25 protein-coding genes are annotated in these 25,878 nt (G+C 64.1%); 13 read left to right on the plus strand and 12 right to left on the minus strand.

The annotated features are described in order from the left end of the window. Nucleotides 1–13 precede the first annotated feature (13 nt). From ACIOVF_RS09930 to ACIOVF_RS09950, 5 genes are all read right to left on the minus strand, one after another. The gene (locus ACIOVF_RS09930) at nt 14–1,441 is read right to left on the minus strand and encodes a di-heme oxidoredictase family protein (protein WP_045197399.1); all 1,428 of its coding nucleotides are present in this window, start codon (nt 1,439–1,441) and stop codon (nt 14–16) included. 220 nt (nt 1,442–1,661) lie between these two features. Beyond that, on the minus strand, nt 1,662–2,999 hold the full coding sequence (locus tag ACIOVF_RS09935; protein ID WP_093387302.1) for an imelysin family protein: 1,338 nt from the start codon (nt 2,997–2,999) through the stop codon (nt 1,662–1,664). Between the two features lie 150 nt (nt 3,000–3,149). Further along, entirely contained in the window at nt 3,150–5,201 is a 2,052-nt protein-coding gene (locus ACIOVF_RS09940) for a bifunctional diguanylate cyclase/phosphodiesterase (protein WP_045197401.1), read from the minus strand. 344 nt (nt 5,202–5,545) lie between these two features. Further along, a complete protein-coding gene (locus ACIOVF_RS09945) occupies nt 5,546–6,142 on the minus strand; it encodes a superoxide dismutase (protein ID WP_045197403.1) in 597 nt (198 codons plus the stop codon). Between the two features lie 189 nt (nt 6,143–6,331). Then, nucleotides 6,332–6,931 (minus strand): LysE/ArgO family amino acid transporter, encoded by a 600-nt coding sequence (locus ACIOVF_RS09950; RefSeq protein ID WP_045197405.1) that lies wholly within the window; start codon nt 6,929–6,931, stop codon nt 6,332–6,334. Between the two features lie 122 nt (nt 6,932–7,053). Here ACIOVF_RS09950 and ACIOVF_RS09955 point away from each other — a divergent pair, with 122 nt between their 5' ends. From ACIOVF_RS09955 to ACIOVF_RS09965, 3 genes are all read left to right on the plus strand, one after another. Continuing rightward, a complete protein-coding gene (locus ACIOVF_RS09955) occupies nt 7,054–7,944 on the plus strand; it encodes a LysR family transcriptional regulator ArgP (protein ID WP_401289119.1) in 891 nt (296 codons plus the stop codon). A gap of 52 nt (nt 7,945–7,996) precedes the next feature. Continuing rightward, complete coding sequence (locus tag ACIOVF_RS09960) at nt 7,997–9,001, plus strand: NAD(P)-dependent oxidoreductase (protein WP_045197409.1); 1,005 nt, start codon at nt 7,997–7,999, stop codon at nt 8,999–9,001. 87 nt (nt 9,002–9,088) lie between these two features. Beyond that, on the plus strand, nt 9,089–9,931 hold the full coding sequence (locus tag ACIOVF_RS09965; protein ID WP_401289123.1) for an ATPase: 843 nt from the start codon (nt 9,089–9,091) through the stop codon (nt 9,929–9,931). Nucleotides 9,932–9,992: 61 nt separating this feature from the next. Here the strand turns inward: ACIOVF_RS09965 and ACIOVF_RS09970 are convergent, their stop codons facing one another. The 3 genes from ACIOVF_RS09970 to ACIOVF_RS09980 are packed head-to-tail and all read right to left on the minus strand — an operon-like array spanning nt 9,993 to nt 12,545. Next, nucleotides 9,993–11,042, minus strand: coding sequence for an alkene reductase (locus ACIOVF_RS09970; protein ID WP_401289126.1), 1,050 nt, complete (start codon nt 11,040–11,042; stop codon nt 9,993–9,995). Nucleotides 11,043–11,059: 17 nt separating this feature from the next. Then, entirely contained in the window at nt 11,060–12,229 is a 1,170-nt protein-coding gene (locus tag ACIOVF_RS09975) for an MFS transporter (protein WP_045197415.1), read from the minus strand. A gap of 13 nt (nt 12,230–12,242) precedes the next feature. Further along, entirely contained in the window at nt 12,243–12,545 is a 303-nt protein-coding gene (locus tag ACIOVF_RS09980; protein ID WP_038998919.1) for a helix-turn-helix transcriptional regulator, read from the minus strand. Nucleotides 12,546–12,699: 154 nt separating this feature from the next. On the opposite strand from ACIOVF_RS09980, the gene ACIOVF_RS09985 reads away from it, so the two are divergent. Then, nucleotides 12,700–13,272 carry an ACP phosphodiesterase gene (locus ACIOVF_RS09985; protein ID WP_401289131.1) on the plus strand — a complete coding sequence of 191 codons (573 nt, stop codon included), beginning with the start codon at nt 12,700–12,702 and terminating at the stop codon, nt 13,270–13,272. Here the strand turns inward: ACIOVF_RS09985 and ACIOVF_RS09990 are convergent. Beyond that, a complete protein-coding gene (locus ACIOVF_RS09990) occupies nt 13,269–14,054 on the minus strand; it encodes a lysophospholipid acyltransferase family protein (RefSeq protein WP_401289134.1) in 786 nt (261 codons plus the stop codon). The two genes, ACIOVF_RS09985 and ACIOVF_RS09990, sit on opposite strands and share 4 nt — an antisense overlap. After that, entirely contained in the window at nt 14,054–14,809 is a 756-nt protein-coding gene (olsB, locus tag ACIOVF_RS09995) for an L-ornithine N(alpha)-acyltransferase (protein WP_038998922.1), read from the minus strand. Before olsB ends, ACIOVF_RS09990 begins: the two co-directional genes overlap by 1 nt. Before the next feature lie 133 nt (nt 14,810–14,942). On the opposite strand from olsB, the gene ACIOVF_RS10000 reads away from it, so the two are divergent. The 5 genes from ACIOVF_RS10000 to ACIOVF_RS10020 all read left to right on the plus strand — a co-directional run bounded on the left by ACIOVF_RS10000 (nt 14,943) and on the right by ACIOVF_RS10020 (nt 19,049). Then, complete coding sequence (locus ACIOVF_RS10000; RefSeq protein WP_258607942.1) at nt 14,943–15,830, plus strand: acyl-CoA dehydrogenase family protein; 888 nt, start codon at nt 14,943–14,945, stop codon at nt 15,828–15,830. 63 nt (nt 15,831–15,893) lie between these two features. Next, a complete protein-coding gene (locus ACIOVF_RS10005) occupies nt 15,894–16,970 on the plus strand; it encodes a serine hydrolase domain-containing protein (protein ID WP_401289434.1) in 1,077 nt (358 codons plus the stop codon). Continuing rightward, nucleotides 16,967–17,263 carry an amidase gene (locus ACIOVF_RS10010; RefSeq protein ID WP_401289138.1) on the plus strand — a complete coding sequence of 99 codons (297 nt, stop codon included), beginning with the start codon at nt 16,967–16,969 and terminating at the stop codon, nt 17,261–17,263. The genes ACIOVF_RS10005 and ACIOVF_RS10010 overlap by 4 nt, the downstream gene beginning before the upstream one ends. Before the next feature lie 45 nt (nt 17,264–17,308). Continuing rightward, entirely contained in the window at nt 17,309–17,890 is a 582-nt protein-coding gene (locus ACIOVF_RS10015) for a YceI family protein (protein ID WP_045197427.1), read from the plus strand. 1 nt (nt 17,891) lies between these two features. Further along, nucleotides 17,892–19,049, plus strand: a complete 1,158-nt coding sequence (locus ACIOVF_RS10020; RefSeq protein WP_401289141.1) for a phosphatidylserine/phosphatidylglycerophosphate/cardiolipin synthase family protein — start codon at nt 17,892–17,894, stop codon at nt 19,047–19,049. Between the two features lie 123 nt (nt 19,050–19,172). Here ACIOVF_RS10020 and ACIOVF_RS10025 read toward each other — a convergent pair whose 3' ends face one another. Beyond that, nucleotides 19,173–20,696 carry a fumarate hydratase gene (locus tag ACIOVF_RS10025; protein ID WP_045197431.1) on the minus strand — a complete coding sequence of 508 codons (1,524 nt, stop codon included), beginning with the start codon at nt 20,694–20,696 and terminating at the stop codon, nt 19,173–19,175. A gap of 316 nt (nt 20,697–21,012) precedes the next feature. Between ACIOVF_RS10025 and ACIOVF_RS10030 the strand changes: the two genes are divergently transcribed. The 3 genes from ACIOVF_RS10030 to ACIOVF_RS10040 all read left to right on the plus strand — a co-directional run bounded on the left by ACIOVF_RS10030 (nt 21,013) and on the right by ACIOVF_RS10040 (nt 23,588). Further along, complete coding sequence (locus ACIOVF_RS10030; protein ID WP_258607934.1) at nt 21,013–22,125, plus strand: diguanylate cyclase; 1,113 nt, start codon at nt 21,013–21,015, stop codon at nt 22,123–22,125. After that, complete coding sequence (locus ACIOVF_RS10035; RefSeq protein ID WP_401289146.1) at nt 22,118–23,056, plus strand: iron-sulfur-binding ferredoxin reductase; 939 nt, start codon at nt 22,118–22,120, stop codon at nt 23,054–23,056. The genes ACIOVF_RS10030 and ACIOVF_RS10035 overlap by 8 nt, the downstream gene beginning before the upstream one ends. A 343-nt stretch (nt 23,057–23,399) precedes the next feature. Then, entirely contained in the window at nt 23,400–23,588 is a 189-nt protein-coding gene (locus tag ACIOVF_RS10040; RefSeq protein ID WP_258715716.1) for a hypothetical protein, read from the plus strand. Nucleotides 23,589–23,731: 143 nt separating this feature from the next. Here the strand turns inward: ACIOVF_RS10040 and pyk are convergent, their stop codons facing one another. Next, a complete protein-coding gene (pyk, locus tag ACIOVF_RS10045) occupies nt 23,732–25,183 on the minus strand; it encodes a pyruvate kinase (RefSeq protein ID WP_045197438.1) in 1,452 nt (483 codons plus the stop codon). A gap of 244 nt (nt 25,184–25,427) precedes the next feature. Here pyk and ACIOVF_RS10050 point away from each other — a divergent pair, with 244 nt between their 5' ends. Further along, nucleotides 25,428–25,814, plus strand: coding sequence for a tol-pal system YbgF family protein (locus ACIOVF_RS10050; RefSeq protein ID WP_045197440.1), 387 nt, complete (start codon nt 25,428–25,430; stop codon nt 25,812–25,814). The last annotated feature ends 64 nt before the right edge of the window (nt 25,815–25,878 follow it).

Consider the following 25,878-nt stretch of genomic DNA (forward strand, 5'->3'; position numbering starts at 1 on the left):
CCGGCTCCTTTGCTTAAAGTGAATTCAGGAAAGCCAGCAACGCGGTGCGTTGCCCGGCGTTGAAGCTCAAGACGTACTGTTTGGCCGCTTCGGCTTCGCCACCGTGCCAGAGCACAGCTTCGAGCAGGTTGCGGGCGCGGCCATCGTGAAGAAACTGGGTGTGACCGCTGACGGTCTCGTTCAGGCCGATACCCCACAGCGGCGCGGTGCGCCAGTCCTGGCCGCTGGCGGCGAACTCGCTGCGGTTGTCGGCCAGGCCCGGGCCCATGTCATGCAGCAGCAGGTCGCTGTAGGGGCGGATCAGCTGGTTGGCCAGCTCCGGCTCGGCGGCGTCGCTGGCGGTGGTGAACTGTGGCGTGTGGCAGCCTTGGCAGCCAGCCTGGTGGAACAGGTTCTTGCCGGCCAGCACCTGGGGCGAATCGACGTCCTTGCGCACCGGCACCGCCAGGTTGCGGGTATAGAACAGCACCAGGCGCAGGATGTTGTCGCTGACTTCCTGCTCGCCGTTGGCACCGTTGCCGTTGGCGGCGTTGAGGCAGTCGGTCTGCGCCGGGGTGCAGTCGTCCATTGGCCGCAGGCTGGTGGTCAGGCCCATGTCACCGGAAAACGCATGGACGTTCTGCTGATTGAGGTTCGGCTGCCCGGCCTTCCAGCCGAAGCGGCCGACCACGGTCTTGCCCTGGGCATCGTCCCAGACCCGGTTGGCGCGGCCGCGGATGCCATCGCCGTTGCGGTCGTCGGGGTCGGCATTAGCCAGCAGCGCCGCCTCGGGGATGGCCTCGAGCAGACCCAGGCCGATCATCGGCGGGGCGACCCGGGCCGAGAAGCGCGTATCGGGGTGCATCGGCCCGTAGCCCAGCTGGGTGATCTGCAGGCGCGGCTTGCGCAGCTCGACCTGGGTGCCGTCCTTGAAGGTGACCTGTTGCGTATCGTACTCGACCCGCACCTTGCCTTCGGGGGCGACACCCGGCACCGCCATGTCCTGCAACTGACCGCCATACACCGGCTCCGGGACGATGCCCAGTTGCTCGATAACCTTGGCGTACTGCGGCTGATCGGGGATCGACAGGCGCACCAGCATCGACACCGCGTTGGCGGCGTTGGGCCCGGGCGGGTGGCCGCGGCCGTCCTTGATGTGGCAGTTCTGGCAGGCATTGGTATTGAACAGCGGGCCCAGGCCGTCGCGGGCGGTGGTGGTCGACGGGGCAATCACCCAGGGGCTGCGGAAAAAGCTGTTGCCGACACTGAAGTCCAGGCGCCGGCTCGGCGGCAGGTTGGCCGAAGGCATGGAATAGGCGTTCTGGTCGCGCTTGTTCACCGTCGCCTTGCCACCGGCCAGCGCTTCACCGGGCTCGGCCTGGGTGAATCGCGGGGCGTCGTCGCAACCGGCCAGAACGGCGACCAGAAGCAGGGGGCTGAGACGGGGAAGCAACGAGGACATCAATAATCCTGGGGCTTGGGCAAAAAACCGGCGTGCAAGCTTAGCAGGCTCGGGGTAATTGAATAAGAGGGATTTGCGTTTGCTCGATGAAATCTATCGCGGGGCAAGCCGGCTCCTCCAGTGGACCTGCCTGCACCAATCCTGTGGGAGCGGGCTCGACCCGCGATGATGCGCATAAAGAAGGCGACCCGAAGGTCGCCTCTATCAAGCCGCCGCTGAATCAGAACTCGTGATCAGCGGTGTCCGGTGCCAGGTTGGCGATGCCCAGTTTGCTTGCGGCCTGTTCGATCGCACCGGTCTGCTTGACGAGGGCGGCGATGGCGTCACGCACGATCTGGTTGCCGGCAGCGTTGTCGGCCGCGATCAGCTGGTCGTAGTGCTCGCCTTTGGCGGCATGGTCGACCATCACCTGAATCTTGGCTTCGGTTGCTTGCAGGTCGGCCTTGAGGGTGGTGTCGGTGGCGGCGTCGATCTTGGCCACCAGCGACGACAGGCTCGGGCCGCTCAGCTTGGTGCCGTCGGTGCGGGTGTACTCGCCCAGGTAGACGTTGCGGATGCCCTTGGCGTCATAGAAGTGCGAGTTGTGGGTGTTGTCGCTGAAGCAGTCCTGCTCGTCTTCAGGCGAATTGGCTTCCAGGGAAACCTTCATGCGCTCGCCAGCCAGTTCGCCCAGCGACAGGCTGCCCATGCCGAACAGCATCTTGCGCAGGCCGTCGGCCACTGGCTCGGCTTCGAGGGTGGCACGGTAGTTGGTGGCAACGTTCGGTGCCCAGTTGCCGACCATTTCCTCGAGGTCGTTGACCAGCAGTTGGGTCACGGCTTTGAGGTAGGCACGGCGGCGCTCGTTGTGGCCGCCGGTAGCGCCCTGGCCTTCCAGGTAGTCGGAGGCAGGACGGGCGCCGGCGCCCGGGCCGGTGCCGTTGAGGTCCTGGCCCCAGAGCAGGAATTCGATGGCGTGGTAACCGGTGGCAACGTTGGCTTCGGAGCCGCCCAGCTCGTTCAGGCTGGCGAGCTTCTCCGGGGTGATGTCCTTGACGTCAACCTTGTCTTCGCCGACCTGAACCTGGGTATTGGCGATGATGTTGGCGGTCGCGCCAGGGTTGCCCAGAGCATGCTCGTAGCTCTTGTCGACATAGTCGATCAGGCCTTCGTCCAGCGGCCAGGCATTCACCTGGCCTTCCCAGTCGTCGATGATGGTGTTGCCGAAGCGGAACACTTCGCTCTGCAGGTATGGCACACGGGCAGCGACCCAGGCGGCTTTGGCAGCGTTCAGGGTTTCGTCGCTGGGCTTGGCAAGGAAGGCGTCGATCGCGGTTTGCAGGGTCTTGGCGGTGCTCAGCGAGTCGCTGTAGACGGCGTGGACCATGTCGGCGTAATGCTTGACCACGGCCTTGGCCGCTGCCTCGTCGACGGCGCCAGCGGCAGCAGGGGCGGTAGCCGAGGTGGTGGCCGGGGCTTGCGGTGCGGCGGCTTTGTCCTTGTCCTTGCTGTCGCCGCAACCGGCGAGAGAGATGGCAATGGCCAACAGACTGGCGGTGGCCAGAGGCATACGAATCATGGCGAATTCCTGCGTCGAGAGGTTGGACAGGCGTACCGGGGGGCACGCAAAACTGCAACATAATGCGAAAGATTTGCATTTTGTGTAAAGGGGCAGTCACGTAAATATTCAAATGCGTGGGTTGACCGCTTCGAGCAATGCGTACAGGGGTTAGAGAATCGAAACCTGGTTGCGCTGGGCCTGTTTGAGGAACGCAGTCAGCTCCCGGGCCGGCAAGGGTTTGCTGTAGTGGTAGCCCTGACCTTCATGGCAACCCTGGGCGATTATGTAGGCTTCCTGTTCCGCCGTCTCGACCCCTTCGGCAATGACTTGCATGCCCAGGCTCTTGCCCAGCTGGATGATGGCGCGGACGATGGTGGCATCGTCGTCGTCATCGAGCAGGTCCTGGACGAAGCTCTTGTCGATCTTGATCTTGTCCAGCGGCAGCGACTTCAGGTAGCTGAGCGACGAGTAGCCGGTGCCGAAGTCGTCAATGGCAATCAGCGCCCCGGATCGGCGCAGGCTCAGCAGGTGCTGGGCAGCGGTGCTGATGTCTTCCATCAGGCCGGTCTCGGTGACTTCCAGCTCCAGGCTGCGCGGCGGCAGGCGGTAGATCTGCAGCAGGTTGTTGACCACTCGCGGCAACTCGTTGTGGTGCAGTTGCACGGTCGACAGGTTGACCGCCATGCGCAGTTCGCTGAAGCCCTGATCGTGCCAGTCGCGTAGTTGCCGGCAAGCCTGGTCGAGCACCCATTCGCCGATGCTGATGATGTTGCCGTTCTGCTCGGCCAGGGGGATGAACTGGTCCGGCGGGACCATGCCCAGTTCCGGATGCTGCCAGCGCAGCAGCGCCTCGACACCGACCACGCGATGGTCGCGGTAGCTGATCTGTGGCTGGTAGACCAGGAACAGCTGGTTGCGCGGTAGCGCTTCGCGCAGGTCTTTTTCCAGCTCGCGGCGCCGGCGCATCTCGCTGTCGACACTGGCGATGTAGAACTGGTAGCGGTTGCGCGAGCGGGCCTTGGCCAGGGTCATGGTCTGCTCGGCCTTTTGCAGCAGCTTCTCGGTGCTGTCGCCGTCTTCGGGGAACAGGGTGATGCCGATGGTCGCGCGCAGGCGGATTTCCTGATGGTCGAGGGCGAACGGTGCTTCGAGGTCATCGAGAATGCTCTGGGCCAGCTCCGCCGCTTCGTAGGGCTGCTCGATATCGGCCTGGACCAGGGCGAACTGGTCGCCGCCCAGGCGGGCCAGGGCACCGAGGCGGCCACTGTGGGCGCGCAGGCGGTCGGCCAGGGCCAGCAGCAACTGGTCGCCGGCCTGGTAGCTGAACTGCTCGTTGATGCCCTTGAAGTCGTCAAGGCCCACGCACAGTACCGCCACCCGGCGTTGCAGGCGCCCGGCGTCGACGAGGATCTTGTCCAGTTGCTGCTGCAGTTGCTGGCGGTTCGGCAGGCCGGTGAGAAAGTCGTACTGGGCCATGCGCAACAGGCTGTTCTCGGCTTCATGGCGCAGGTGGGTATTGCGCTCGATCGAGGCCAGCAACTGGTTGGCGGTATTGACCCACAGGCCCAGCTCGTTCTTTTCGTGGCCCTTGATCAGCGGCAACTGGTGCTGGCTGGGACGGTCGGGGTTGATCTGGGTGAGGTGCTCGATGATCTTCGACAGCGGCTTGGTCAGCATCCAGTGATAGACCAGGTACAGCACCAGGCCCATGGCCAGGGCGCGCAGCACGCCGGAAATGAAGATGATCACTGAACTGACCAGGAAGCCCTCGCCGTAGGAGGCGGTGTCGAGGGTGATGCTCAGGTCGCCGTAATATTCGCTATAGGGGCCACGGCCGACCAGCTGGGTGGTGAAGTTGCGCTCCTGGCCGAGAATCAGGTCGGTCAGCCAGCGGCTGGAAACCTCCTGCAGCGGGCGGGATTTTTCCGCCAGCATGGTCTCGTTGGGATGGCCGATGGAGGCCATGCGCACGGACTCGTCCTGGAACAAGCCCTCCATGACCTGCATGCCCATTTCCTTGTCCAGGCTGTACACCGCCTGGGTCGAAGGGTCGCGGAACATGTCGAGGATCCGTTGGGCGTCATTGGCGACGGCCTGGCGGGTCTTGTAGGCATCAAAGACGATCTGCGCACAACTGAGAACTACACCGACGACCAACGCCGAGAGCAGTACTACCCTGAGCAACTTGACCGATAAGCTGTTCTTGAGTTCCAGCTTCAATGGGGTTTCCTTAATCCATGCGCATGGCATCATTTTGCCATCAAACTTGGCAATCCACTATCGGCCGTCAACAGGACTTCTCCAGCTCCTTGACGGTGCATTTTGCACCAGGAGCAGGTTGGCTGCCTGCCGTCACTGTATCGGTTGCCCGGCCTCGCGACTTTAATCCGTGGCAACGAGTTTCCCAACGTTTGATGTTAGCGTGCTCTGCGTGCGCGGCAAGATGCACGGCGCCTGAATAGGATGAAAAATGTTGCAGCGCAGACGCGCATAAAAAAGCCCACCGCTAGGGTGGGCTTTTCGCGCGCTCAATACCTTGTGCAAGGTATTGCTCAGCAGCCGGCTCAGGCAGTGAAGGTTTTGCCTTCGAACTGCTCGGCGACGAACTTCCAGTTGACCAGGTTCCAGAACGCCTCGACGTACTTCGGACGCACGTTACGGTAGTCGATGTAGTAGGCGTGTTCCCAGACGTCGCAGGTCAGCAGCGGAGTGTCGCCGTTGGTCAGCGGGTTGCCGGCGCCGATGGTGCTGGCCAGGGCCAGGGAACCGTCGGATTTTTTCACCAGCCAGCCCCAACCGGAACCGAAGGTGCCGACCGAAGTCTTGGTGAACTCTTCCTTGAACTTGTCGAACGAACCGAACGCGGCGTTGATGGCTTCAGCCAGGGCGCCGGTTGGTTGGCCGCCGGCGTTTGGCGCCAGGCAGTTCCAGTAGAAGGTGTGGTTCCAGACCTGAGCGGCGTTGTTGAAGATACCGCCCGAGGAAGTCTTGACGATCTCTTCCAGGGTCTTGCCTTCGAACTCGGTGCCTGGCACCAGGTTGTTCAGGTTCACGACATAGGTGTTGTGGTGCTTGTCGTGGTGGTATTCCAGGGTTTCCTTGGAAATGTGCGGCTGCAGGGCGTCGTGGGCGTAAGGCAGCGGCGGCAATTCAAAAGCCATGGTGATTCTCCTAATCAGGTCTGTTGCGGTGAGCGCAAGGCCGATCACGGGCGGCCGGTGTGCGTCGGCGAGTTTGTACTCTTTGCGACGCAAGGGCTGGATCATAGCACCGGGCCCGGTGCATAACCACGCAACAAGTGTACGGGAAAGAGGTTCCAGAGCCTTTGCCGGTGCCGGACGAGCGGCGCCTCAGGTAAAGATCAGCTGCGCCGCCACGGCAAACATCATCACCGCCACCATCAGGTCGAGCAGCCGCCAGGTGCCTGGGCGCGCCAGCCACGGGGCCAGCCAGGCGGCGCCCAGGGCGAGGGTGAAAAACCACAGCAGCGAGGCGCTGGCGGCGCCGGCCACGTAAGCGCCGGGCACGGTCTGCTGGGCGCCCAGCGAGCCGATCAGCAATACCGTGTCGAGGTACACATGGGGGTTGAGCAGGGTTACCGCCAGGGCGCTGAGCAGCACCGCCCGACGCGAACGCAAGCCCTGGCCTTCGCCCTGTTGCAGGCTTTGTTGCGAGCAGGCGCGCAGCAGCGCCTTGGCGCCGTACCAGATCAGAAACACCGCGCCACCCCAGCGCGCCACCGCCAGCAGGGTCGGGTTTTGCGCCAGCACCGTGGCCAGGCCAAACACGCCCGCGGCCACCAGGATGGCATCGCAGACCACGCACAGCGCCGCCACCGGCAGGTGATGTTCGCGGCGCAGGCTCTGTGCCAGGACAAAGGCGTTTTGCGTGCCGATCGCCATGATCAGGCCGAAGGCGACCAACAGGCCGTTCAGGTAGCTTTGCCACATAAGGGGAACTCCACAAGACACCCGCAGGGCGCGGGCGCAAATACAAAGAAGATGCTGGCCATTGTGGGGATTTCCTCTGTATAAGAAAAACAAATAAAGCTGATCTGGCATTAGGAAAAATAATGTTCGATTACAAACTGCTGTCTGCCCTCGCCGCCGTAATTGAACAGGCCGGTTTCGAGCGCGCCGCCCAGGTGCTGGGCTTGTCGCAGTCGGCGATTTCCCAGCGCATCAAGTTGCTCGAGGCGCGCGTTGGCCAGCCGGTGCTGGTGCGCGCCAATCCGCCGAGCCCCACCGATGTCGGCCGGCGCCTGCTCAACCATGTGCAACAGGTGCGCCTGCTTGAGCGTGATCTGCAGAGCCAGGTGCCGGCGCTGGATGCAGAGGGCATGCCCGAGCGCTTGCGCATCGCCCTCAATGCCGACAGCCTGGCGACCTGGTGGGCAGGCGCTGTGGGCGAATTCTGTGCCGATCAGCAGGTGTTGCTCGACCTGGTGGTCGAAGACCAGGAAGTCGGCCTCAAACGCATGCGCGCCGGCGAAGTGGCAGCCTGCCTGTGCGGCAGCGAGCGGCCGGTGGCCGGCGCACGCAGCCTGTTGCTCGGCGCCATGCGCTACCGGGCGCTGGCCAGCCCGGCGTTCATGGCGCGCTACTTTCCAGCCGGTTTCGCTGCCGCGCGGCTGTCGCGCACGCCGGCGCTGGTGTTCGGGTCGGATGACTTTCTTCAGCACCGTTACCTGGCCTCGTTAGGTATTCAGGACGGTTTCCTCCATCACCTGTGCCCGTCATCCGAAGGCTTCTTGCGCATGACCGAAGCGGGCCTGGGCTGGGGCCTGGTGCCGGAACTGCAGGTGCGCGATCAGCTGGCCAGCGGGCGCCTGGTAGAAATATCCGCGGATAAACCCATCGACGTGCCCTTGTACTGGCATCATTGGCGCAATGGCGGGCAGTTGCTCGGCCAACTGACGGATCACCTGCGCCTGACGGCCGGGCAGTGGCTGGTGCCCTTGTAGGCATTGGCGGCGTCAGCAGTATCTGAAAAACCTGTTTTAGGCGGAGTGCTACATGCAAATTCTGGTCACCGGCGCGAGCGGCTTCATAGGCGGGCGCTTTGCGCGCTTTGCCCTGGAGCAGGGCTTTGACGTTCGGGTCAACGGCCGCCGCGCCGAAGGCGTCGAGCACCTGGTGCGACGCGGCGCGCAGTTCATCCCGGGTGACCTTGGCGATCCGGACCTGGCCCGACGCCTGTGCCAGGGCGTCGAGGCGGTGGTGCATTGCGCCGGTGCGGTGGGCAACTGGGGGCGTTACCAGGACTTTTACCAAGGCAACGTGGTGGTCACTGAAAACGTTGTCGAGGCTTGCCTGAAGGAGCATGTACGGCGCTTGGTGCACCTGTCTTCGCCGTCGATCTATTTCAATGGCCGCTCGCAGCTGGGCATTACTGAAGACCAGGTGCCACGGCGCTTTCATGACCATTACGGGGCCACCAAGCACCTGGCCGAACAGAAGGTCTTCGGCGCTCAGGAGTTTGGCCTCGAAGTGCTGGCCCTGCGTCCGCGCTTTGTCACCGGCGCGGGTGATGTGAGCATCTTCCCGCGCTTGCTGCAGATGCAACGCAAGCGGCGCCTGGCGATCATCGGCAATGGCCTGAACAAGGTCGACTTCACCAGCGTGCAGAACCTCAACGAAGCGCTGATCAGTGCCTTGCTCGCCGATAACGCGGCGCTTGGCCAGGCCTACAACATCAGCAACGGTCATCCCTTGCCGCTGTGGGATGTGGTCAATTATGTGATGCGGCAAATGCACCTGCCGCAAGTCACCCGCTACCGTTCCTACGGCCTGGCCTACAGCCTTGCAGCCTTGAACGAAGGCGCCTGCCTGCTCTGGCCGGGCCGCCCGCAGCCGACCCTGTCACGCTTGGGGATGCAGGTGATGAGCAAGGACTTCACCCTCGACATCAGCCGCGCCCGGCAGTTTCTTGATTATCGCCCCAGCGTCAGCCTGTGGTCGGCACTGGATGAGTTCTGCGGCTGGTGGAAAGCCCAGGACCTTGCGTCCGGCCAGCACTGAACCCGATCACGGCTTTGCGGTCGATCAGTGCGCAGATCAGGCTTTATACTAATGACCATTTGCTATCACCGTGGTTGAAGGGATCCCATGCGTAACAATGCCCCAGATGATTTCGATAACGTACCGACCTTGAGTGCCGGTAGCCGTGACGACGATGATGTTGTCCCGGTCGCCGGCGTGCGTCGTGGCGGTGCGGCGGCTGTGCATGCTCAGCCCAAGGCGGCCAGCAGCGGCCCGTTGTGGGCATTGCTCGGCGCCTCGTTCATTGCCCTGGCGGGCCTTGGCTGGTGGAGCTTTCAGCAGATTTCGCTGATGGAACAGCAACTGGTTGCCACCCAGGAAAGCTTTGCCCGCATCAGTGAAGAAGCGGCGGGGCGCCTGCAGGCAATCAGCGGCAAGGTGGCGGCCAGCGAGAGCAGTGTCAGCACCGACAGCGAAGCCCTGAAGCTGCAGATCAGGCAGTTGCAGGCGAGCCTGACCGAGCAGGGCAAGCAACAGCAGGGTGTAGCCGGGCAGACCGGTGACCTGGGTAAGCGCCTGGAGCAGGTGCTGGCGCAGGCCAGCGAACAGCAGGCGGCCAATGCCAAATTGCAGGAGCAGTTGCAGGCCCAGCTCAAGCGTGTGAACGAGGAGCTGGCCGCATTGAAGACGGCCCAGGTGGATGGCGGCAAGCTTGAAGGTGAGCTCAAGAGCCTGAACGCTGATGTGGCGGCGTTGAAGAAGCAGGGCAACCCTTCGGCGGCGATTCAGCGCCTGGAGCAGGACCTGATCGTGCTCAAGAGCGAGCAGGAGAACCGCCCGGCGCCGGCGGCCAGCAGCGGTGCCTCGACGGCGGAGTTCGATGCGTTTCGTGGCCAGGTGACGCGCAGTATCAATACCCTGCAAAGCCAGGTGCAGAACCTGCAACAGCAGATCAACGCCCGGCCTTGAGGGCCTCGTCGCGGGACAAGTCGATGCGACGCCTCGACTTGCCCCGCGATGCGTTCGGCACCTACAGCCGCGGATAATCGATGTAACCCACTGGCCCCTTGCCGTAAAAGGTCTCCGGACGCGGTTCGTTCAGTGGCGCATCCGCCGCCAGCCGCGCCGGCAGGTCCGGGTTGGCAATGAACGGAATGCCGAAGGCCACCGCATCGGCTTTACCGCTGGCTAGCGCTGTGTTGGCGCTGGCCTTGGTGAAGCGCTCGTTGACGATATACGGGCCGCCAAAGGCTTGTTTGATCAGTGCGCCGATGCTGTCGTCGGCTTCCTTCTCCCGCGAGCAGATGAAGGCGATGCCGCGCTTGCCCAGTTCGCGCGCCACATAAGTGAAAGTCTCGGCGCGGTTGGCGTCGCCCATGTCATGGGAGTCGGCGCGCGGTGCCAGGTGTACACCCACCCGTTGCGCACCCCAGACTTCGCTCACCGCGTCAGTCACTTCCAGCAGCAGCCGAGCACGGTTCTCCAGCGAACCGCCGTACTGGTCATCGCGCTGGTTGGTGCTGCTCTGCAGGAACTGGTCGATCAGGTAGCCGTTGGCCGCGTGCACTTCAACGCCATCGAAACCGGCCGCCTTGGCATTCTCGGCGCCGGTACGGTAAGCCTCGACAATGTCGGCGATTTCTGCGGTTTCCAGTGCCCGCGGGGTGGGGTAATCGGCCAGTGGACGCACCAGGCTGACATGGCCTTTTGGCTGGATGGCGCTCGGCGCGACCGGGGTTTCACCATTGAGGTAGCTGGGGTGGGAGATCCGCCCTACGTGCCACAGCTGCAGGAAAATCCGCCCGCCGGCGCCATGCACGGCCTTGGTCACGTTGGTCCAGCCACGCACCTGGTCGTTGGACCAGATGCCCGGGGTGTCCGGGTAGCCGACGCCCATGGGCGTGACCGAGGTCGCTTCGCTGAGGATCAGGCCGGCGCTGGCGCGCTGCACGTAGTACTCGGCCATCAGTGCGTTGGGCACCCGGCCTTCATCGGCGCGGCAGCGGGTCAGCGGGGCCATGATGATGCGGTTCGGCAGCACGAGGTCGCCGAGGGTGATCGGATCAAAAAGCGTCGTCATAAATACCTCAAGGCTTATCAGTGAGTGGCAGGTGCCAGTTCGGCTTTTTTGCCGCCCTGGCTGAAGGTGATCAGGGTGACAATCAGCGCCAGTACCGCCAGCGCTGCGGCGGCCAGGGGTACGCGGGTCAGGCCCAGGCCCTGGGCGATGACGGTGCCGCCGACCCAGGCGCCGAGGGCGTTGCCCAAGTTGAAGGCGCCGATGTTCAGGGTCGAGACCAGGTTCGGCGCGGCCTTGCCGAAGGTCACCACGTTGACCTGTAAGGCGGGTACGGCGGCAAAGGCGGCGGTGGCCCAGAGGAACAGGGTGATTTCCGCCGGAATCAGCGCGACGCTGGTCCAGCTCAGCACGGTGGAGACCACCGCCATGCTGGCGAACACGCCGACCAGGGTGGCGCCCAGGCGCTTGTCGGCCAGCTTGCCGCCGACGATATTGCCCAGGGTCAGGCCGACGCCGATCAGCAGCAACGTCCAGGTCACGCCCCGTGGCGAAACGCCGGTGACATCACCGAGCAGCGGCGCAACGTAAGTGAACAGGGCGAACATCGAGGCCGAGAACAGTACGGTCATCGACAGCGACAGCCAGATGCCGGCGCCTTTGAGCGCAGCCAGTTCGGCGCGCATGTCGAGTTTTTCTTCGTCATGGCGAAACGGCAGGAAGCGAATCAGGCCGATCAAGGCAATCACGCCGATCACGGTTACCGCCCAGAAGGTCGAGCGCCAGCCGTATTCCTGACCCAGCGCGGTACCCAGCGGCACGCCAAGGACGTTGGCCAGGGTCAGGCCGGTGAACATCAGGGCCACGGCCGAGGCGCGGCGGTTGGCCGGCACCAGGCTGGCCGCGACCACCGAGCCGATTCCGAAGAAGGCACCGTGGCACAGGGCGGTCACCACCCGGGCGAACATCAGCAGGTTGTAGTCGCTGGCCACCGCACACAGCAGGTTGCCGACGATGAACACGCCCATCAGCGCAATCAGCGCCGCTTTACGCGGCAGGCGCGAGGTGGCCAGGGCCATGAACGGCGCACCGATGGCCACGCCCAGGGCGTAACCGGTGACCAGCCAGCCGGCACCGGGAATCGACACACCCAGGTCTGCCGCCACGTCGGGCAGCAGACCCATGATGACGAACTCGGTGGTACCGATGGCGAAGGCGCTGAGCGCCAGGATTATCAGCGAAAGGGGCATTGCAAGGTCCTTGTCAGAGCTCTTGGCTCATCTGCTGGAGGAAGGCCTGGATGGTTTCCTCGTTGCGTTTGAAAAAATGCCACTGGCCAATCTTCTGGCTGCTGATCAGGCCCGCGCGCTGCAAAGTCGCCAGGTGGGCAGAGACGGTCGACTGCGACAGGCCGCAGCGTTGATCGATCTGCCCGGCACACACACCGTGTTCGGTGCTGTGGTGCTGGTCGGGGAACTGCGCGTCGGGGTCCTTCAGCCAGTTGAGGATTTCTCGCCGTACTGGGTGGGCCAGGGCTTTTATTATTTCGTCGAGATCGAGAGGCATGGTTGGGCTCGTGGTTGTGTAGCGGTATATCGCGATTTGGCGAAATATAAATCGGTATTTCGCGATATACAAATATGATGTGGTTCTGAGCTCAGCGTAAATCGCTATATCGGGTTATAACGATACAGATGGCGGGGTGCTAGAATCCCAGTCCATGAACTACCTCGCACACCTTCACCTCGGCGGTCAGCAGCCCGAGCAATTGCTCGGCAGCCTCTATGGCGATTTCGTCAAAGGGCCGTTGCAGGGGCGCTTTGCCCCGTCGCTGGAAGCGGCGATTCGTTTGCACCGGCAGATCGACGTCTACACCGACAGCCATCCACTGGTGCTGGCGGCGCTGGCGCGTTTTCCGCCGCAGCGGCGGCGTTATGCGGGGATTATCCTCGATGTTTTTTTCGACCACTGCCTGGCCTTGCACTGGCAGGATTACGCTGAGCAGCCATTGGGCCAGTTCACCGACCGCGTGTACCAGGTCCTCGCCGCCGAACCGGCCTTGCCCGGGCGCCTGGCGCAGATAGCGCCGTATATGGCCGCCGATGACTGGTTGGGGTCTTACCGCGAATTCGCGGTGCTTGAGCAGGTGTTTCGCGGTATCGCCCGGCGCCTGTCGCGGCCCGAAGGCATGGACGGCGCGCTGGAGGAGGTGGCCGCGCTGTATCAGCTATTGCTGGATGACTTTCGCAATTTCTACCCAGAGCTGCAGCGCTTTGCCAGGGCCAATACCTAGGCGGCCCTGGCCCGGCGTTGTGGCTGGGCAACCGGTTCGCTACCGAACAATGCCTGCTGGATTACCTGCTGCGCCTTGAATGCCAGAGCGGCGCGTTCTTCGCCGGCGCTGGCAATTGGCGCGAGCAGATGGATCTCGACCTCGGCGCAGTCATTGGCAAACAGCCGGAACAGGTGCGAGAGCAAATCGTCATTACCGATAAACGGTGCGATCGCATCGCTCTGGCCGTTGCGCAGGTAGCGCAGGGCGACCGGCTGCAACGGGGTTTGCGTATCGATGGCACTGGCCAGCAAGCGCCCATGGAAGGTGCGCAGGCTGCGCCCGTCGGTGGTGGTGCCTTCGGGGAAAATCAACAGCGCGCTGCCGTGTTGCAGGTGCTGGCTGATCTGCTGGCGTAGCAGCTGGCTGTCGTTGCCGCCACGGCGGATGAACAGGGTCCCGGCCTTGAGCGCCAGCCAGCCGGCAATCGGCCAGGTGCGCACTTCGGCCTTGGACAGGAACGACAGCGGCGCAAGCATGCCCAGCAACGGAATGTCGGTCCACGACACATGGTTGCTGACCCACAGCATCGGTTGCTGCGGCACCTGGCCCACCACCCGCACCTTGAACGGCAGGGCGTTGCTCAGCCTGCCCATGAACAGCTGCGACCAGCGCTGCCGGCGCTCGGTCGAGGCCGGTACGCGCAGGCGCTCGTAGAGGGTGAACAGCGCGGCCATGGCCAGGCCGAACAGCACCACCAGCAGCACCCGAATTACGCGCCCATAGACGCGCAGGCGCTGCATCAGACCGCCGCCTTGAAGTGCCGGGCATAGCGCGGGCACAGCTCGTCGCGCTTGAGCAGGATGAACACGTCGGCGACCTGGAAGTCTTCGTCCCAGCACGGCTCGCCGCAGATCTTCGCCCCCAGGCGCATGTAGGCCTTGAGCAGCGGTGGCATCTCGGCGATGACGTTACCTGGCAGGGCCAGGCTTGGCAGCGGGTTTTTCGGTTCGGCGCGCAGGTGCTCGGTGCACAGGTAACGTTCGCGCAGGCGTTGCATGATCGCATGGGCCTGCACGCCGCCATCCTGCATGGGGATGCTGGCGCAACCCATCAGGTAGCTGTAGCGGCCCTCGTTGAGCACTTCGGCGAGTTCCGCCCAGAGCACGGCGATGGTGCCGCCGTTGCGGTAGGCAGGGTCGACGCAGGTGCGCCCCAGTTCGAGGATCGGCCCTTGCAGGTGGCCGAGGCCGTGCAGGCTGAACTCCTCTTCGCTGTAGAAGCGCCCCAGGCTGCTGGCAGCCTGATGGTCGAGCAGGCGGGTGGTGGCGACCAGGCGCCCGCTGCTCAAGTCGCGCACGCCGATGTGGCGGCAATGAATGTCGTAGTCATCCATGTCCAGGCCCAGTTCGGCGCCTTTGAGCTTGGCCTTGAATTCACCGCTGAATACGCTGAACCTCAGGGCCTGGGCTTCCTGCAGGGCTGCCGGGCCGACCAGGCGTTCGGCTTGCAGACGGCGTTCAGTGCTGTTGTCGCCAGAGCGAGCGATCCGAGTCATTGCGTGTCTCCATAAGCCAGCCATGGGGTTGCGGCCGGTCGACTTTGTTGTGCAAAGTCAGCCTAGGTAGATGCGGTGTCACCCCCGTGAACAATTGGTGATGCTTGTATGACAGCCCCCAAGGAGTGCTTCGATGGCCTGGCTGCAACGACTCAACGACCGACAGCGACACCCCCAGGCGGCCACGCTGGCCGATACCTATTCCACTTTGCTGGCACGCCTGGGCACGGTCAGCCCGTTCGAGCTGGCGGTGCTCGGCGCACGCGCCATGGCCACCCCGGGCCTGGCGTTTCTGCTCGGCTACCAGGCGGCCCTGCGGGTACTGTGGCCGAGCGCGCCGCCGAGCCTCGGCGCCCTGTGCGCCAGCGAGCGGCGCAGCGTGCGTCCGGCCGACATGCAGGTGCGCCTGGATGACCTGCGCCTGAGCGGCAGCAAGGACTTCGTCACCGCCGGGCTGGATGCCGAATGGCTGCTGGTGGCGGCGCGCTGCGAGCCACAAGGGCAGGCGCCTGAGCTGAGCCTGGCGGTGGTTTATGCCGGCGAGCCCGGGGTGCGCCTCGAACCGCTGCCGGCCTTGCCATTGATGCCGGAGGTCGGCCATGCCCGCCTGCACCTGCAAGGGGCGTTGTGCGAACGGCTGGCGGGCGATGGTTGGGATGCCTACGTCAAACCCTTCCGCTCCTTGGAAGACCTCTACGTGCTCAGTGCCCTGTGCGCCTGGCTGTATGGCGTCGGCCAGGAAACAGGCTGGGCGCAAAACCTGCAACTGCGCCTGATCGGCTTGCTCGGCGCCTGTGCCGAAAGCACCCGCCAATGCGCGGAGGCTTCAGCCAGCCATTTATTGCTGGGCGGCCTGTTTGCGCAGTTCAACGCCATGAAGGAGGAGATCAACCAGGCGCTGCTGGCCAGCCCTGGTGAATGGGCAAGCCTGTGGCAGCGCGACCAGGGCCTGCTGGAAATCGCCAGCGCCGCCCGGGCCAAGCGTTTGGCCAAGGCCTGGGCTGCCGCCGGACTGTCATGAAACGCTGGCAGGCTGGGCAAACCCTGGCCTTGAGTAAGCGGCATGAGCAACGTGGCGTGGTGGATGCTGGCGCTGTTGGCCTTGAGCAAGGCCGTGCCAGCGCAGGAGTTGTGGCCTGTACCTGACTGGACCGTTGCGCCCGCGGCCAACCGTAGCGCCTGGCAGGCGGTGGAGCGTTATGCCTTCGCCCCTCGCGATGATCAGCAGCGCCAGGGCGTACGCACCGACGCGCTGCTGGTGATCGCCGACGGGCGCATTGTCTATGAACGCTATGCCGCGCCCAGCAGCGCTGCAACCGCGCACCTGACCTGGTCGATCAGCAAGAGCGTGCTGGCGACCCTGCTCGGCGTCGCCCACGCCGAAGGCCGCTTTGACCTGCACGATCCGCTGGCGCGTTTCTACCCGCCGATGCGCGCCCATCCCCAGGGGCGCATCGAAGACCTGCTGCACTGGGCCAGCGGCCTGGACTGGCAGGAAGACTACGAGTACGCGCCGCTCAAGTCCTCGGTGGTGGCCATGCTTTACACCCGCGGGCGCGGCGACATGGCCGGCTACGCCGCAGCCAGGCCGCAAGCGGCGAGTCCCGGGCAGCGCTTTCTCTATTCCAGCGGCGACAGCAACCTGCTGGCGGCGGCCCTGCGCGGCATGCTCGGCGAAGCTGACTATGCGAATTATCCCTGGCACGCCTTGTTCGAGCCCCTGGGTATCAGCAGTGCGGTCTGGGAGCGTGACGGCAAGAACACCCTGGTGGGTTCCTCCTACCTGTACATGAGCGCCCGCGACCTCGCCCGTATCGGCCTGTTGATGCTGCGCGAAGGCCGCTGGCAGTCGCGTCAGCTACTGTCCAGCGACTGGGTGGCGTTCAATCGCCAGCCGTTCCTGCAGGTCACCGCCCAGCCGGGTGAAGCCAACCCGGGTGGGCACTGGTGGCTGAACCAGCCGTTGCCCGGCAGCCCGCGACCCTGGCCGGATGCGCCGGCCGATACCTACGCAGCCCTCGGGCACTGGGGTCAGGCGCTGTATGTGCTGCCGGCGCAGAAGCTGGTGATCGTGCGCTACGCCGATGATCGCGATGCCAGTTATGCCCACAACGAACTGCTCAAGCGGGTACTGGCTGCGGTCAACGAGGTGCGGCCATGAAGCGCGTGTTGCTGGTGCTGGTGCTGCTGGCAGGCGCCTGGGCCTGGTATGAGCGCCAGGCACTGATGGATTTCCCTGGCATTCTCAGTGCCTACTCGGCCAAGGAGTACTGCTCGTGCCGTTATGTCATGGGTTTCGACCCGCAGCACTGCCGCAGCTACGTGCAGCAGTACCTGCCGCTCAGCCGCCTGGACGAACACGCGCAGCAGCGGCTGATCAATGCTGCCGGGCTGGGGGTGGAGAATCGTGCGCAGTGGCTGGGCCCGCGCGAAGGCTGTCGCTTGCTGCCGTGAAGGCGGCCGGGTAAGGTTGACGACCATTGTGTTACAGGATTTCACATGTTCAGTCTGCCGCGTCTTCTGCTTGCCCTGCTGGTCGTCTTGAGTCTCCCTGCCCAGGCCAACTGGCACCTGGACGGCGAATCGTCGCGCCTGTCGTTCGTCTCCAGCAAGAATGGCGACACCGCCGAGGTGCATCGCTTCCTCGTCCTGCATGGCAAGGTCGATCGCAAGGGCGCCGCCGAGCTGCTGATCGAGATGGACTCCAACAGCAGCAGCGTGCCGTTGCGTGACGAGCGCATGCGCAAGGAGCTGTTCGAGTTCAGCAAATTCCCCGAGGCCAAGGTCAACGCACAGATCGACCTGCGTCCGATCAACGACCTGGCCAATGGCGCCCAGGTCGAATTGCGCCTGCCGGTGACGGTCAGCCTGCATGGCAAGCAGCACAGCTACAGCGCCCTGTTGCTGGCGACCCGCCTGGATGAGCGGCGCTTTCAGGTGGTCACCCTGGAGCCGTTGATGCTGCGCGCCGATGATTTCGATCTGCTCCCAGGCCTTGCCACCCTGCGCAAGTTGGCCGGGCTCAAGTCCATCAGCCCGTCGGTGCCGGTGGCTGCGGTGCTGATCTTTACGGCGCGCTGATATGGCCGGACCGGTCTTTCCCTGGCGCGATGGCAATCAGTTCGAGCTATTGATCGACGGTCCCGAGTTCTTCCCGCGCATGCTCACCGCGATCGTGCGCGCCGAGCACCAGGTCGACCTTGAGCTGTACCTGGTGGAGGCGGGCGCCTGCGCCGAAACCATGGTCCAGGCCCTGGTGCAGGCCGCCGAGCGCGGTGTACAGGTGCGTTGTCTGTTCGATGACTACGGCTCGCTGGCTTTTACCCTGAGCCTGCGCCAGCGCTTGCTGGCCGCTGGCGTCGAGCTGCGCTGGTACAACCGCCTGCGCTGGCGCCGGGGCTTTCGCAACCTGTATCGCGACCACCGCAAGCTGCTGCTGGTCGACCAGCGCTGGGCGGTGGTGGGTGGCACCGGCGTTACCGACCAGTTCTGGACCCCCAACGAAGACGTCAGCGAATGGCACGAAGTGATGGTGCAGATGCAAGGCCCGCTGGTGGCCGACTGGCAGATGCTCTTCGACCGCCAGTGGCGGGCCAACCTGCGCCGCACCGCCTGGCGGCCGCCAACCCACTTCGGCCTGCCGCGTTTGCCGCCGATCCCGCTCAGTGGCGCCGGCCTGGGCCGCGTGGCCTATGCCGACGCCCGCCAGCACCGGGACATTCTGCAGTCGCTGGTGCGCGCGCTGAACAGCGGCCAGCGGCGCATCTGGCTGGCCACGCCGTACTTCTTGCCGACCTGGAAAGTGCGCCGCTCCCTGCGCCGCGCCGCCTCCCGGGGCGTCGATGTGCGTTTGCTGCTGACCGGGCCGCGTACCGATCACCCGTCGGTGCGGTATGCCGGCCATCGCTATTACCCGCGGCTGTTGCGCGCCGGGGTGAAGATCTTCGAGTACCAGCCGTGCTTCCTGCATCTGAAGATGGTGCTGGTGGATGACTGGGTGAGCATCGGCTCGTGCAACTTCGACCACTGGAACCTGCGCTTCAACCTCGAAGCCAACGTCGAAGCCATCGACCCACCCCTGACCGCCGACGTGACGGCGAGCTTTGAGCGCGACTTTGCCCAGAGCCTGGCCGTGGACCTTGCCCACTGGCATGCGCGACCGTTGTGGAAGCGGGTGCAGCAACGCTTGTGGGGCTGGCTCGACCGGTTGGTGGTCAATATGCTCGATCGGCGCGATTGAGCCTGAGGCCGGTTGGCGGTCTATGGTGACCTTGTTCGCCAGCGATGAGGCCCGTACAGGCAATAAAAAAGCGGCAGGGGAGTAATCCACCTGCCGCTTTCTTGTACCAGCAAACCCTGAGGCTTACTTCACTTCCACCGCCAGGCTTTCAGCGATTTTGTGCTGCCAGATCGCAGGGCCGGTGATGTGTACCGACTCGCCGTTGCTGTCGACCGCGACGGTGACCGGCATGTCCTTGACCTCGAACTCGTAGATCGCTTCCATGCCCAGTTCGGCAAAGGCCAGGACCTTGGACTTCTTGATCGCCTGGGCCACCAGGTAGGCAGCGCCGCCGACGGCCATCAGGTACACGGCCTTGTTGTCCTTGATCGCTTCGATGGCGGTCGGGCCGCGCTCGGATTTGCCGATCATGCCCAACAGGCCGGTCTGCTCGAGGATCTGCCGGGTGAACTTGTCCATCCGCGTTGCGGTGGTCGGGCCGGCCGGGCCAACCACTTCGTCACCGACCGGATCAACCGGGCCGACGTAGTAGATGAAGCGACCCTTGAGGTCGACCGGCAGTTCTTCGCCCTTGTTGAGCATCTCGACCATGCGCTTGTGCGCAGCGTCGCGACCGGTGAGCATCTTGCCGTTGAGCAGGATGGTCTCGCCCGGCTTCCAGCTCTGCACGTCTTCCGGGGTCAGGGTGTCGAGGTTGACGCGGCGGGCCGATGGGCCGGCTTCCCAGACGATCTCCGGGTAGGCGTCCAGCGATGGCGCTTCCAGGTCGGCCGGGCCGGAACCGTCGAGCACGAAATGGGCGTGACGGGTGGCGGCGCAGTTGGGGATCATGCACACCGGCAACGAGGCGGCGTGGGTCGGGTAATCCATGATCTTGACGTCGAGCACGGTGGTCAGGCCGCCCAGGCCCTGGGCGCCGATACCCAGCTGGTTGACCTTGTCGAACAGTTCCAGGCGGATCTCTTCGATGCGGTTCTGCGGGCCACGGGCCTTGAGCTCGTGGATGTCGATGGACTCCATCAAGACTTCCTTGGCCATCACCGCGGCTTTCTCGGCGGTACCGCCGATGCCGATACCGAGCATGCCCGGTGGGCACCAGCCGGCACCCATGGTCGGAACGGTCTTGAGTACCCAGTCGACAATCGAGTCGGACGGGTTGAGCATGGCCATCTTCGACTTGTTCTCGGAGCCGCCGCCCTTGGCCGCTACGTCCACTTCCACGGTGTTGCCCGGGACGATGGAGTAGTGGATCACCGCCGGGGTGTTGTCCTTGGTGTTCTTACGCGCGCCGGCCGGGTCGGCCAGGATGGATGCACGCAGGACGTTTTCCGGCAGGTTATAGGCGCGGCGCACGCCTTCGTTGATCATGTCGTCCAGGCTCATGGTCGCGCCGTCCCAGCGCACATCCATACCGACGCGCACGAACACGGTAACGATACCGGTGTCCTGGCAGATCGGCCGGTGGCCGGTGGCGCACATGCGCGAGTTGATCAGGATCTGGGCGATGGAATCGCGCGCAGCCGGCGACTCTTCACGCAGATAGGCCTCATGCATGGCCTGGATGAAATCAACGGGGTGGTAGTACGAAATGAACTGCAGGGCGTCGGCAACGCTCTGAATCAGGTCGTCTTGCTTGATCACGGTCATGCAGCGCGCTCCTCTTAAAGACGGGAACATTCATTAAGGTATTCCGACGCGGACTGGCCGAGGTGTCGAAACGACCTTCAACAGGCGCCAACGCAAGGCTGTCGGCGCAAAAAAGGCGCGGCAGTATAGCGCGCATCCGCGGTTGGCACACGTACCAAAGGTCCCCACCAAGGTCGGCAGTGGCCGGGCACTGTTCTTGCCTGAATGCCTGTCAGGGCCGATATGTGCAACCATGGCAATTATTCTTCACACACCCTAAAGTGGCGGTTGGCCATGTCTTATTCCTCTGCCCTGGCCAGAGTACGGTGAGCCACCTGTGACCGAAACAGCGCTGCAGAAGCTTCTCCTCAAACGTTTTCTCATGGCGGCCGGCACCTATCTGTTGGTGTTGGCGCTGGTCTGGGTTGCGCTGTTGAATGGCCATCTGCAAGCCTCCCTGGATGTCTTGTTGCTGGGCAGCGGCCTGTTGCTGGTGAGCCAGTTGCTGCTCGGCTGGGTGTTTGCCAGTGGCCGCAACCTGCGCTTTGGCGATCCGAGCCTGACCGAATTCCAGGTGTTGCTGGCGATTGCCTGGCAGACCTGGCTGCTGGCCCAGCTTGACCAGGGCCGCGGTACTTTTCTGATGTTTTATCCGTTGATTCTGATGTTCGGCCTGTTTCACCTGAGGGGGCGGGTGTTCGTGCGCTGCGCGCTGCTGGTGCTGTGCAGCTTCTTCGGCCTGATTGCCTGGGAGGCCTGGCAGGTGCCGCATTTCGCCGGTTCGCTGCTGGCGTTGCAGGCCAGTGCCTTGCTGGTGGTGTTGTGCTGGTTGTGCCTGTATGCCCGCTATGTGCAGGCCGCTCGCCAGCGCATGCGCCAACGCCGCTATGCCTTGCAAGCCCATCAGGACACCTTGCGGGGCATGATGCGCCAGCTTGAAGACCTGGTGGCCACCGACGAACTGACCGGGCTGTTCAACCGTCGGCATTTTCTCAGTCTGGCCAGCCGCGAGCTTGCGCACATGCGCGCAGACAGCAGCCACGGCCTGGCGTTGATCGACCTCGATCATTTCAAGCGCATCAACGATGTCTATGGGCATGCCGCCGGCGACCAGGTGCTGCAAGCCTTCGCCTCGATCGCCAGCGATTGCCTGGGCGACACTGCGGTGCTGGCCCGTTACGGTGGCGAAGAGTTCGTGCTGTTGCTGCCCGATTGCAGCCAAGCGCAGCTGTTCAGCTGTTGTGAACGCTTGCGCAAGGCCTTTGCCCTGGCCCAGCCGCCAGCGGTCGGCTTGCGCGTCGAACCGTTAAGCCTGTCGGCCGGGCTGACCCTGTTGGCGCCTGGCGATGATCTCGACGACGCCTTGCAACGTGCCGATCAGGCCTTGTACCGGGCCAAACACTGTGGGCGCAACCGCTGCCTGGCCGCCTGGGAGGCCGTCGATGCCTGAGTTGCGGGTCGCTGAGCGACAATGGCAGGTGGCCGCGGGCAGCAACCTGCTCGATGTCCTTAATGATGCCGGGCTGGCGGTGCCCTACAGTTGCCGTGCCGGCAGTTGCCACGCCTGCCTGGTGCGCTGCCTGCAAGGCCAGCCCGCAGATGCCCGGCCCGATGCCCTGGCGGCGGACAAACGCCAGCAAGGTTGGCGCCTGGCGTGCCAGTGCAGTGTCGAAGAAGATTTGCAGGTGGCCTTGTTCGACCCGCTCGCAGATGGCCTGCCGGCCGAGGTCAGCGGCCTGGACTGGCTGAGCCCGACGGTGCTGCGCCTGCGGCTTGAGCCGCAAAGGGCACTACGCTACCAGGCCGGCCAGCACCTGGTGTTGTGGAGCCCGAACGGGGTCGCCCGGCCTTATTCGCTGGCGAGCCTGCCGGGGGAGGAGGGCTTTCTCGAGTTTCACCTCGATTGCCGGCAACCCGGTGCCTTCTGCGATGCCGCCCGGCAACTGACTATCGGTTCGACGTTGCGCTTGGGCGAGTTGCGCGGTGGCGCCTTGCATTACGATCCGGACTGGCAGGAGCGCCCGTTGTGGCTGCTGGCCGCCGGCACTGGCCTGGCGCCGTTATGGGGGATTGTGCGCGAAGCCTTGCGCCAGGAACACCACGGCCCGATTCGCCTGCTGCACCTGGCCCATGACCCGCAGGAACATTACCTGGCGCCCGCACTGACGGCGCTTGCCAGCCAGCATCCGCAATTGCAGGTCGAGCTGCTGACCCCGCAGCAGTTGCCCCAGGCTCTGGCGGCGCTACGCCTGCCGTCACGCCAGACCGTGACCCTGGCCTGTGGCTCGGCGGCCAGTGTCGAGCAGTTTGCCCGGCGCATGTTTCTCGCCGGCCTGCCGCGCAATCAGTTGCTTGCCGATGTTTTTATTGGCCACGCCTGATTCCCCGCAGGTAAAAAAAGGTTCTTCACAAAATCCGGGTTGGATGTTGAGGCTGCGAGTTTATCCATTCAGTGTGGGGCTGCTGCTGGCCCCTTCCGCCTTTACGGCGGCCTACTTTTCTCTTGGGAAGAAGTAGGCAAAACCGCTTGCTCCTGCATACGGCCCTACGCTGCGCTTCGGGTCCCCTCGCTACGGCACCTTCCGGGGCATCGCGGCCTACGACTTGCTTCGCAAGTCTACATCTCGCGTCTTCGGCTGCCGCCGAAGGTGCTGCGCACCGCCCCTACAGGCACCTACGCTCGGCCTCCTGAAGTCGCTTTTCGCGGCGCCTGGAAGTACGTGCATGAACATCAAGATCAAGATCAAGACCAAACAAGTTGGTGCTCGTTTTATCAGCGGGCTTGTCCCGCTCCTGCGTCAGCATGGCTTCGCCAACATCAGCTTTCGCAGATACATCAGTGCAGGCGCCGCCCGTACATGTGTCCACCACGTGTCCGGTCCGTACACCAAGAACAAAAGGGACCCGCCGTAAGGGCGGAAGGGGCCAGCAGCGGCGCCACACCGAATGGATAAGCCCGCAACAACCCAAGAATCATAGCCCCAGGGATTCCGTGAAGAATCAAAAAAAAGCCCCGCAGCACAGGCTACGGGGCTTTGTTCAGCAGGGCCTGAGCATCAGACCAGCGAATCACCGACGTGCAGGATCTTCATGCCGTTGGTACCACCGATGGTGTGGTAGCTGTCGCCTTTGGTCAGGATCGCCCAGTCACCTGGCTCGACCGCGCCGCGCTGCAGCAACTCGTCGACTGCCGCCTGGCTGACTTTCTCCGCCGGCAGGGCTGCCGGATCGAAAGCCACCGGGTACACGCCACGGAACATCGCAGCGCGAGCCAGGGTGGCGCGGTGCGGCGAGAACGCGTAGATCGGCACCGAGGAACGCAGGCGCGACATGATCAGCGGGGTGTAGCCACTTTCGGTGAGGGCGATGATTGCCTTGACGCCGGGGAAGTGGTTGGCGGTGTACATGGCCGCCAGGGCGATGCTTTCGTCGCAGCGCTCGAAGCGGGTGTGCAGACGGTGGCTGGACTTCTGGCTGGTCGGGTGCTTTTCCGCGCCCAGGCAGATGCGCGCCATGGCCTGTACCGCTTCGATCGGGTAGGCGCCGGCGGCGCTTTCGGCCGAGAGCATCACCGCATCGGTGTTGTCCAGCACGGCGTTGGCCACGTCGGACACTTCGGCGCGGGTCGGCATCGGGTTCTGGATCATCGACTCCATCATCTGGGTCGCCACGATCACCGCCTTGTTGTTGCGGCGGGCGTGCTGGATGATCTTCTTCTGGATCGCGATCAGCTCGGCATCGCCGATTTCCACGCCCAGGTCGCCACGGGCAACCATGACCGCGTCACTGGCGGCGATCAGGCCGTCGAGGGTCTCGTCATCGGCGACCGCTTCGGCGCGCTCGATCTTGGCCACCAGCCAGGCGCTACCGCCGGCTTCGTCGCGCAGGCGACGGGCGTATTCCATGTCGCAGGCGTCGCGCGGGAAGGAAACGGCCAGGTAGTCCAGGTCCATTTCGGCTGCCAGCTTGATGTCGGCCTTGTCTTTTTCGGTCAGCGCCGGAGCTGTCAGGCCGCCGCCGCGACGGTTGATGCCTTTATGGTCGGACAGCGGGCCGCCGATCAGCACTTCGCAGTGCAGGGCGTCGGCGGTGGCGCTGGTTACGCGCATGACCACGCGGCCGTCGTCGAGCAGCAGTTCGTCGCCGACGCCGCAGTCCTTGACCAGGTCCGGATAGTCGATGCCGACGATATCCTGGGTGCCTTCGGTCAGCGGATGGGCGGTGGAGAAGGTGAAGCGGTCACCGACCTTGAGTTCGATACGCTTGTTGCTGAACTTGGCGATACGGATCTTCGGCCCTTGCAGGTCACCGAGCAGCGCCACGTGGCGGCCCAGGCGGGCAGCGATATCGCGGATCAGGCGCGCGCGAGCCTTGTGCTCGTCAGGCGTGCCGTGGGAGAAGTTCAGGCGAGCGACATCCAGGCCGGCGAGGATCAGTTGCTCGATCACTTCCGGCGAGTTGCTGGCGGGGCCAAGGGTGGCGACGATTTTGGTACGGCGGATGGTCATGCACAGACTCCTATAGTGAAGCGCAGCGAAAGGCTACTCCGGAAAATCGCTGTAGTCATTGTTCCTTTGCACTACCTGGCGGTTAGCGCGGGTGGCGTTTGAACGGCTACAGGGCCCGAGCGCCGCTGGTGTGGGAGCGGCGGTGCGACGACTCGACTTGACCCGCGATGAGGCCAGTGCAGCCAGCCACGTCTACAGATTTTCCGCACAAAGCCGATACACTGCTCAATACAGGAGATCCCCCATGCGAGCCTTGATCGTTTTAGCCCTGGCCACCAGCGTCGTCGGTTGCACCCGCTGGTCGATGGACCATCATTTGAACAACGCCTACCGCGCCTATGACCGGGGCAACTGCGAGAAGGTCATGCTCGAGCTGTCCCAGGTCGAGCGCACCAGCCGTGCCCGACCGTTCATCCAGCCGGAAGTGTCGCTGCTGCGTGGCCAGTGCCTGGAACGGCAGAAATTGTTCGTCGATGCGGCGCAGACCTACCAGTTCATTCTTCAGCGCTACCCGCAGAGCGAGTACGCCTTCCGTGCCCGTGCCCGGCTGCAGACCCTCGAACAACTGGGCCACTACCGCAGCGGCGAAGCGGCGATTGCCCGCCCGGCAACCACCACGCCTTGGCGTTAATACTAAAGTCAGCAGGTCTGATTGTGACGCGCGGGTCAGGGTGCGCTAATCTTGTTGCTGAAAT

This window comes from Pseudomonas sp. NPDC087612, from assembly GCF_044743505.1.
GTDB lineage: Bacteria > Pseudomonadota > Gammaproteobacteria > Pseudomonadales > Pseudomonadaceae > Aquipseudomonas.

Excerpts from the sequence above, each read along its gene's own strand:
- ACIOVF_RS09930 (WP_045197399.1), bottom strand. The coding sequence starts at position 1,441 with ATGTCCTCGTTGCTTCCCCGTCTCAGCCCCCTGCTTCTGGTCGCCGTT.
- ACIOVF_RS09935 (WP_093387302.1), bottom strand. The coding sequence starts at position 2,999 with ATGATTCGTATGCCTCTGGCCACCGCCAGTCTGTTGGCCATTGCCATC.
- ACIOVF_RS09945 (WP_045197403.1), bottom strand. The coding sequence starts at position 6,142 with ATGGCTTTTGAATTGCCGCCGCTGCCTTACGCCCACGACGCCCTGCAG.
- ACIOVF_RS09950 (WP_045197405.1), bottom strand. The coding sequence starts at position 6,931 with ATGTGGCAAAGCTACCTGAACGGCCTGTTGGTCGCCTTCGGCCTGATC.
- ACIOVF_RS09955 (WP_401289119.1), top strand. The coding sequence starts at position 7,054 with ATGTTCGATTACAAACTGCTGTCTGCCCTCGCCGCCGTAATTGAACAG.
- ACIOVF_RS09960 (WP_045197409.1), top strand. The coding sequence starts at position 7,997 with ATGCAAATTCTGGTCACCGGCGCGAGCGGCTTCATAGGCGGGCGCTTT.
- ACIOVF_RS09965 (WP_401289123.1), top strand. The coding sequence starts at position 9,089 with ATGCGTAACAATGCCCCAGATGATTTCGATAACGTACCGACCTTGAGT.
- ACIOVF_RS09970 (WP_401289126.1), bottom strand. The coding sequence starts at position 11,042 with ATGACGACGCTTTTTGATCCGATCACCCTCGGCGACCTCGTGCTGCCG.
- ACIOVF_RS09975 (WP_045197415.1), bottom strand. The coding sequence starts at position 12,229 with ATGCCCCTTTCGCTGATAATCCTGGCGCTCAGCGCCTTCGCCATCGGT.
- ACIOVF_RS09980 (WP_038998919.1), bottom strand. The coding sequence starts at position 12,545 with ATGCCTCTCGATCTCGACGAAATAATAAAAGCCCTGGCCCACCCAGTA.
- ACIOVF_RS09985 (WP_401289131.1), top strand. The coding sequence starts at position 12,700 with ATGAACTACCTCGCACACCTTCACCTCGGCGGTCAGCAGCCCGAGCAA.
- ACIOVF_RS09990 (WP_401289134.1), bottom strand. The coding sequence starts at position 14,054 with ATGCAGCGCCTGCGCGTCTATGGGCGCGTAATTCGGGTGCTGCTGGTG.
- olsB (WP_038998922.1), bottom strand. The coding sequence starts at position 14,809 with ATGACTCGGATCGCTCGCTCTGGCGACAACAGCACTGAACGCCGTCTG.
- ACIOVF_RS10000 (WP_258607942.1), top strand. The coding sequence starts at position 14,943 with ATGGCCTGGCTGCAACGACTCAACGACCGACAGCGACACCCCCAGGCG.
- ACIOVF_RS10005 (WP_401289434.1), top strand. The coding sequence starts at position 15,894 with ATGCTGGCGCTGTTGGCCTTGAGCAAGGCCGTGCCAGCGCAGGAGTTG.
- ACIOVF_RS10010 (WP_401289138.1), top strand. The coding sequence starts at position 16,967 with ATGAAGCGCGTGTTGCTGGTGCTGGTGCTGCTGGCAGGCGCCTGGGCC.
- ACIOVF_RS10015 (WP_045197427.1), top strand. The coding sequence starts at position 17,309 with ATGTTCAGTCTGCCGCGTCTTCTGCTTGCCCTGCTGGTCGTCTTGAGT.
- ACIOVF_RS10020 (WP_401289141.1), top strand. The coding sequence starts at position 17,892 with ATGGCCGGACCGGTCTTTCCCTGGCGCGATGGCAATCAGTTCGAGCTA.
- ACIOVF_RS10025 (WP_045197431.1), bottom strand. The coding sequence starts at position 20,696 with ATGACCGTGATCAAGCAAGACGACCTGATTCAGAGCGTTGCCGACGCC.
- ACIOVF_RS10035 (WP_401289146.1), top strand. The coding sequence starts at position 22,118 with ATGCCTGAGTTGCGGGTCGCTGAGCGACAATGGCAGGTGGCCGCGGGC.
- ACIOVF_RS10040 (WP_258715716.1), top strand. The coding sequence starts at position 23,400 with ATGAACATCAAGATCAAGATCAAGACCAAACAAGTTGGTGCTCGTTTT.
- pyk (WP_045197438.1), bottom strand. The coding sequence starts at position 25,183 with ATGACCATCCGCCGTACCAAAATCGTCGCCACCCTTGGCCCCGCCAGC.
- ACIOVF_RS10050 (WP_045197440.1), top strand. The coding sequence starts at position 25,428 with ATGCGAGCCTTGATCGTTTTAGCCCTGGCCACCAGCGTCGTCGGTTGC.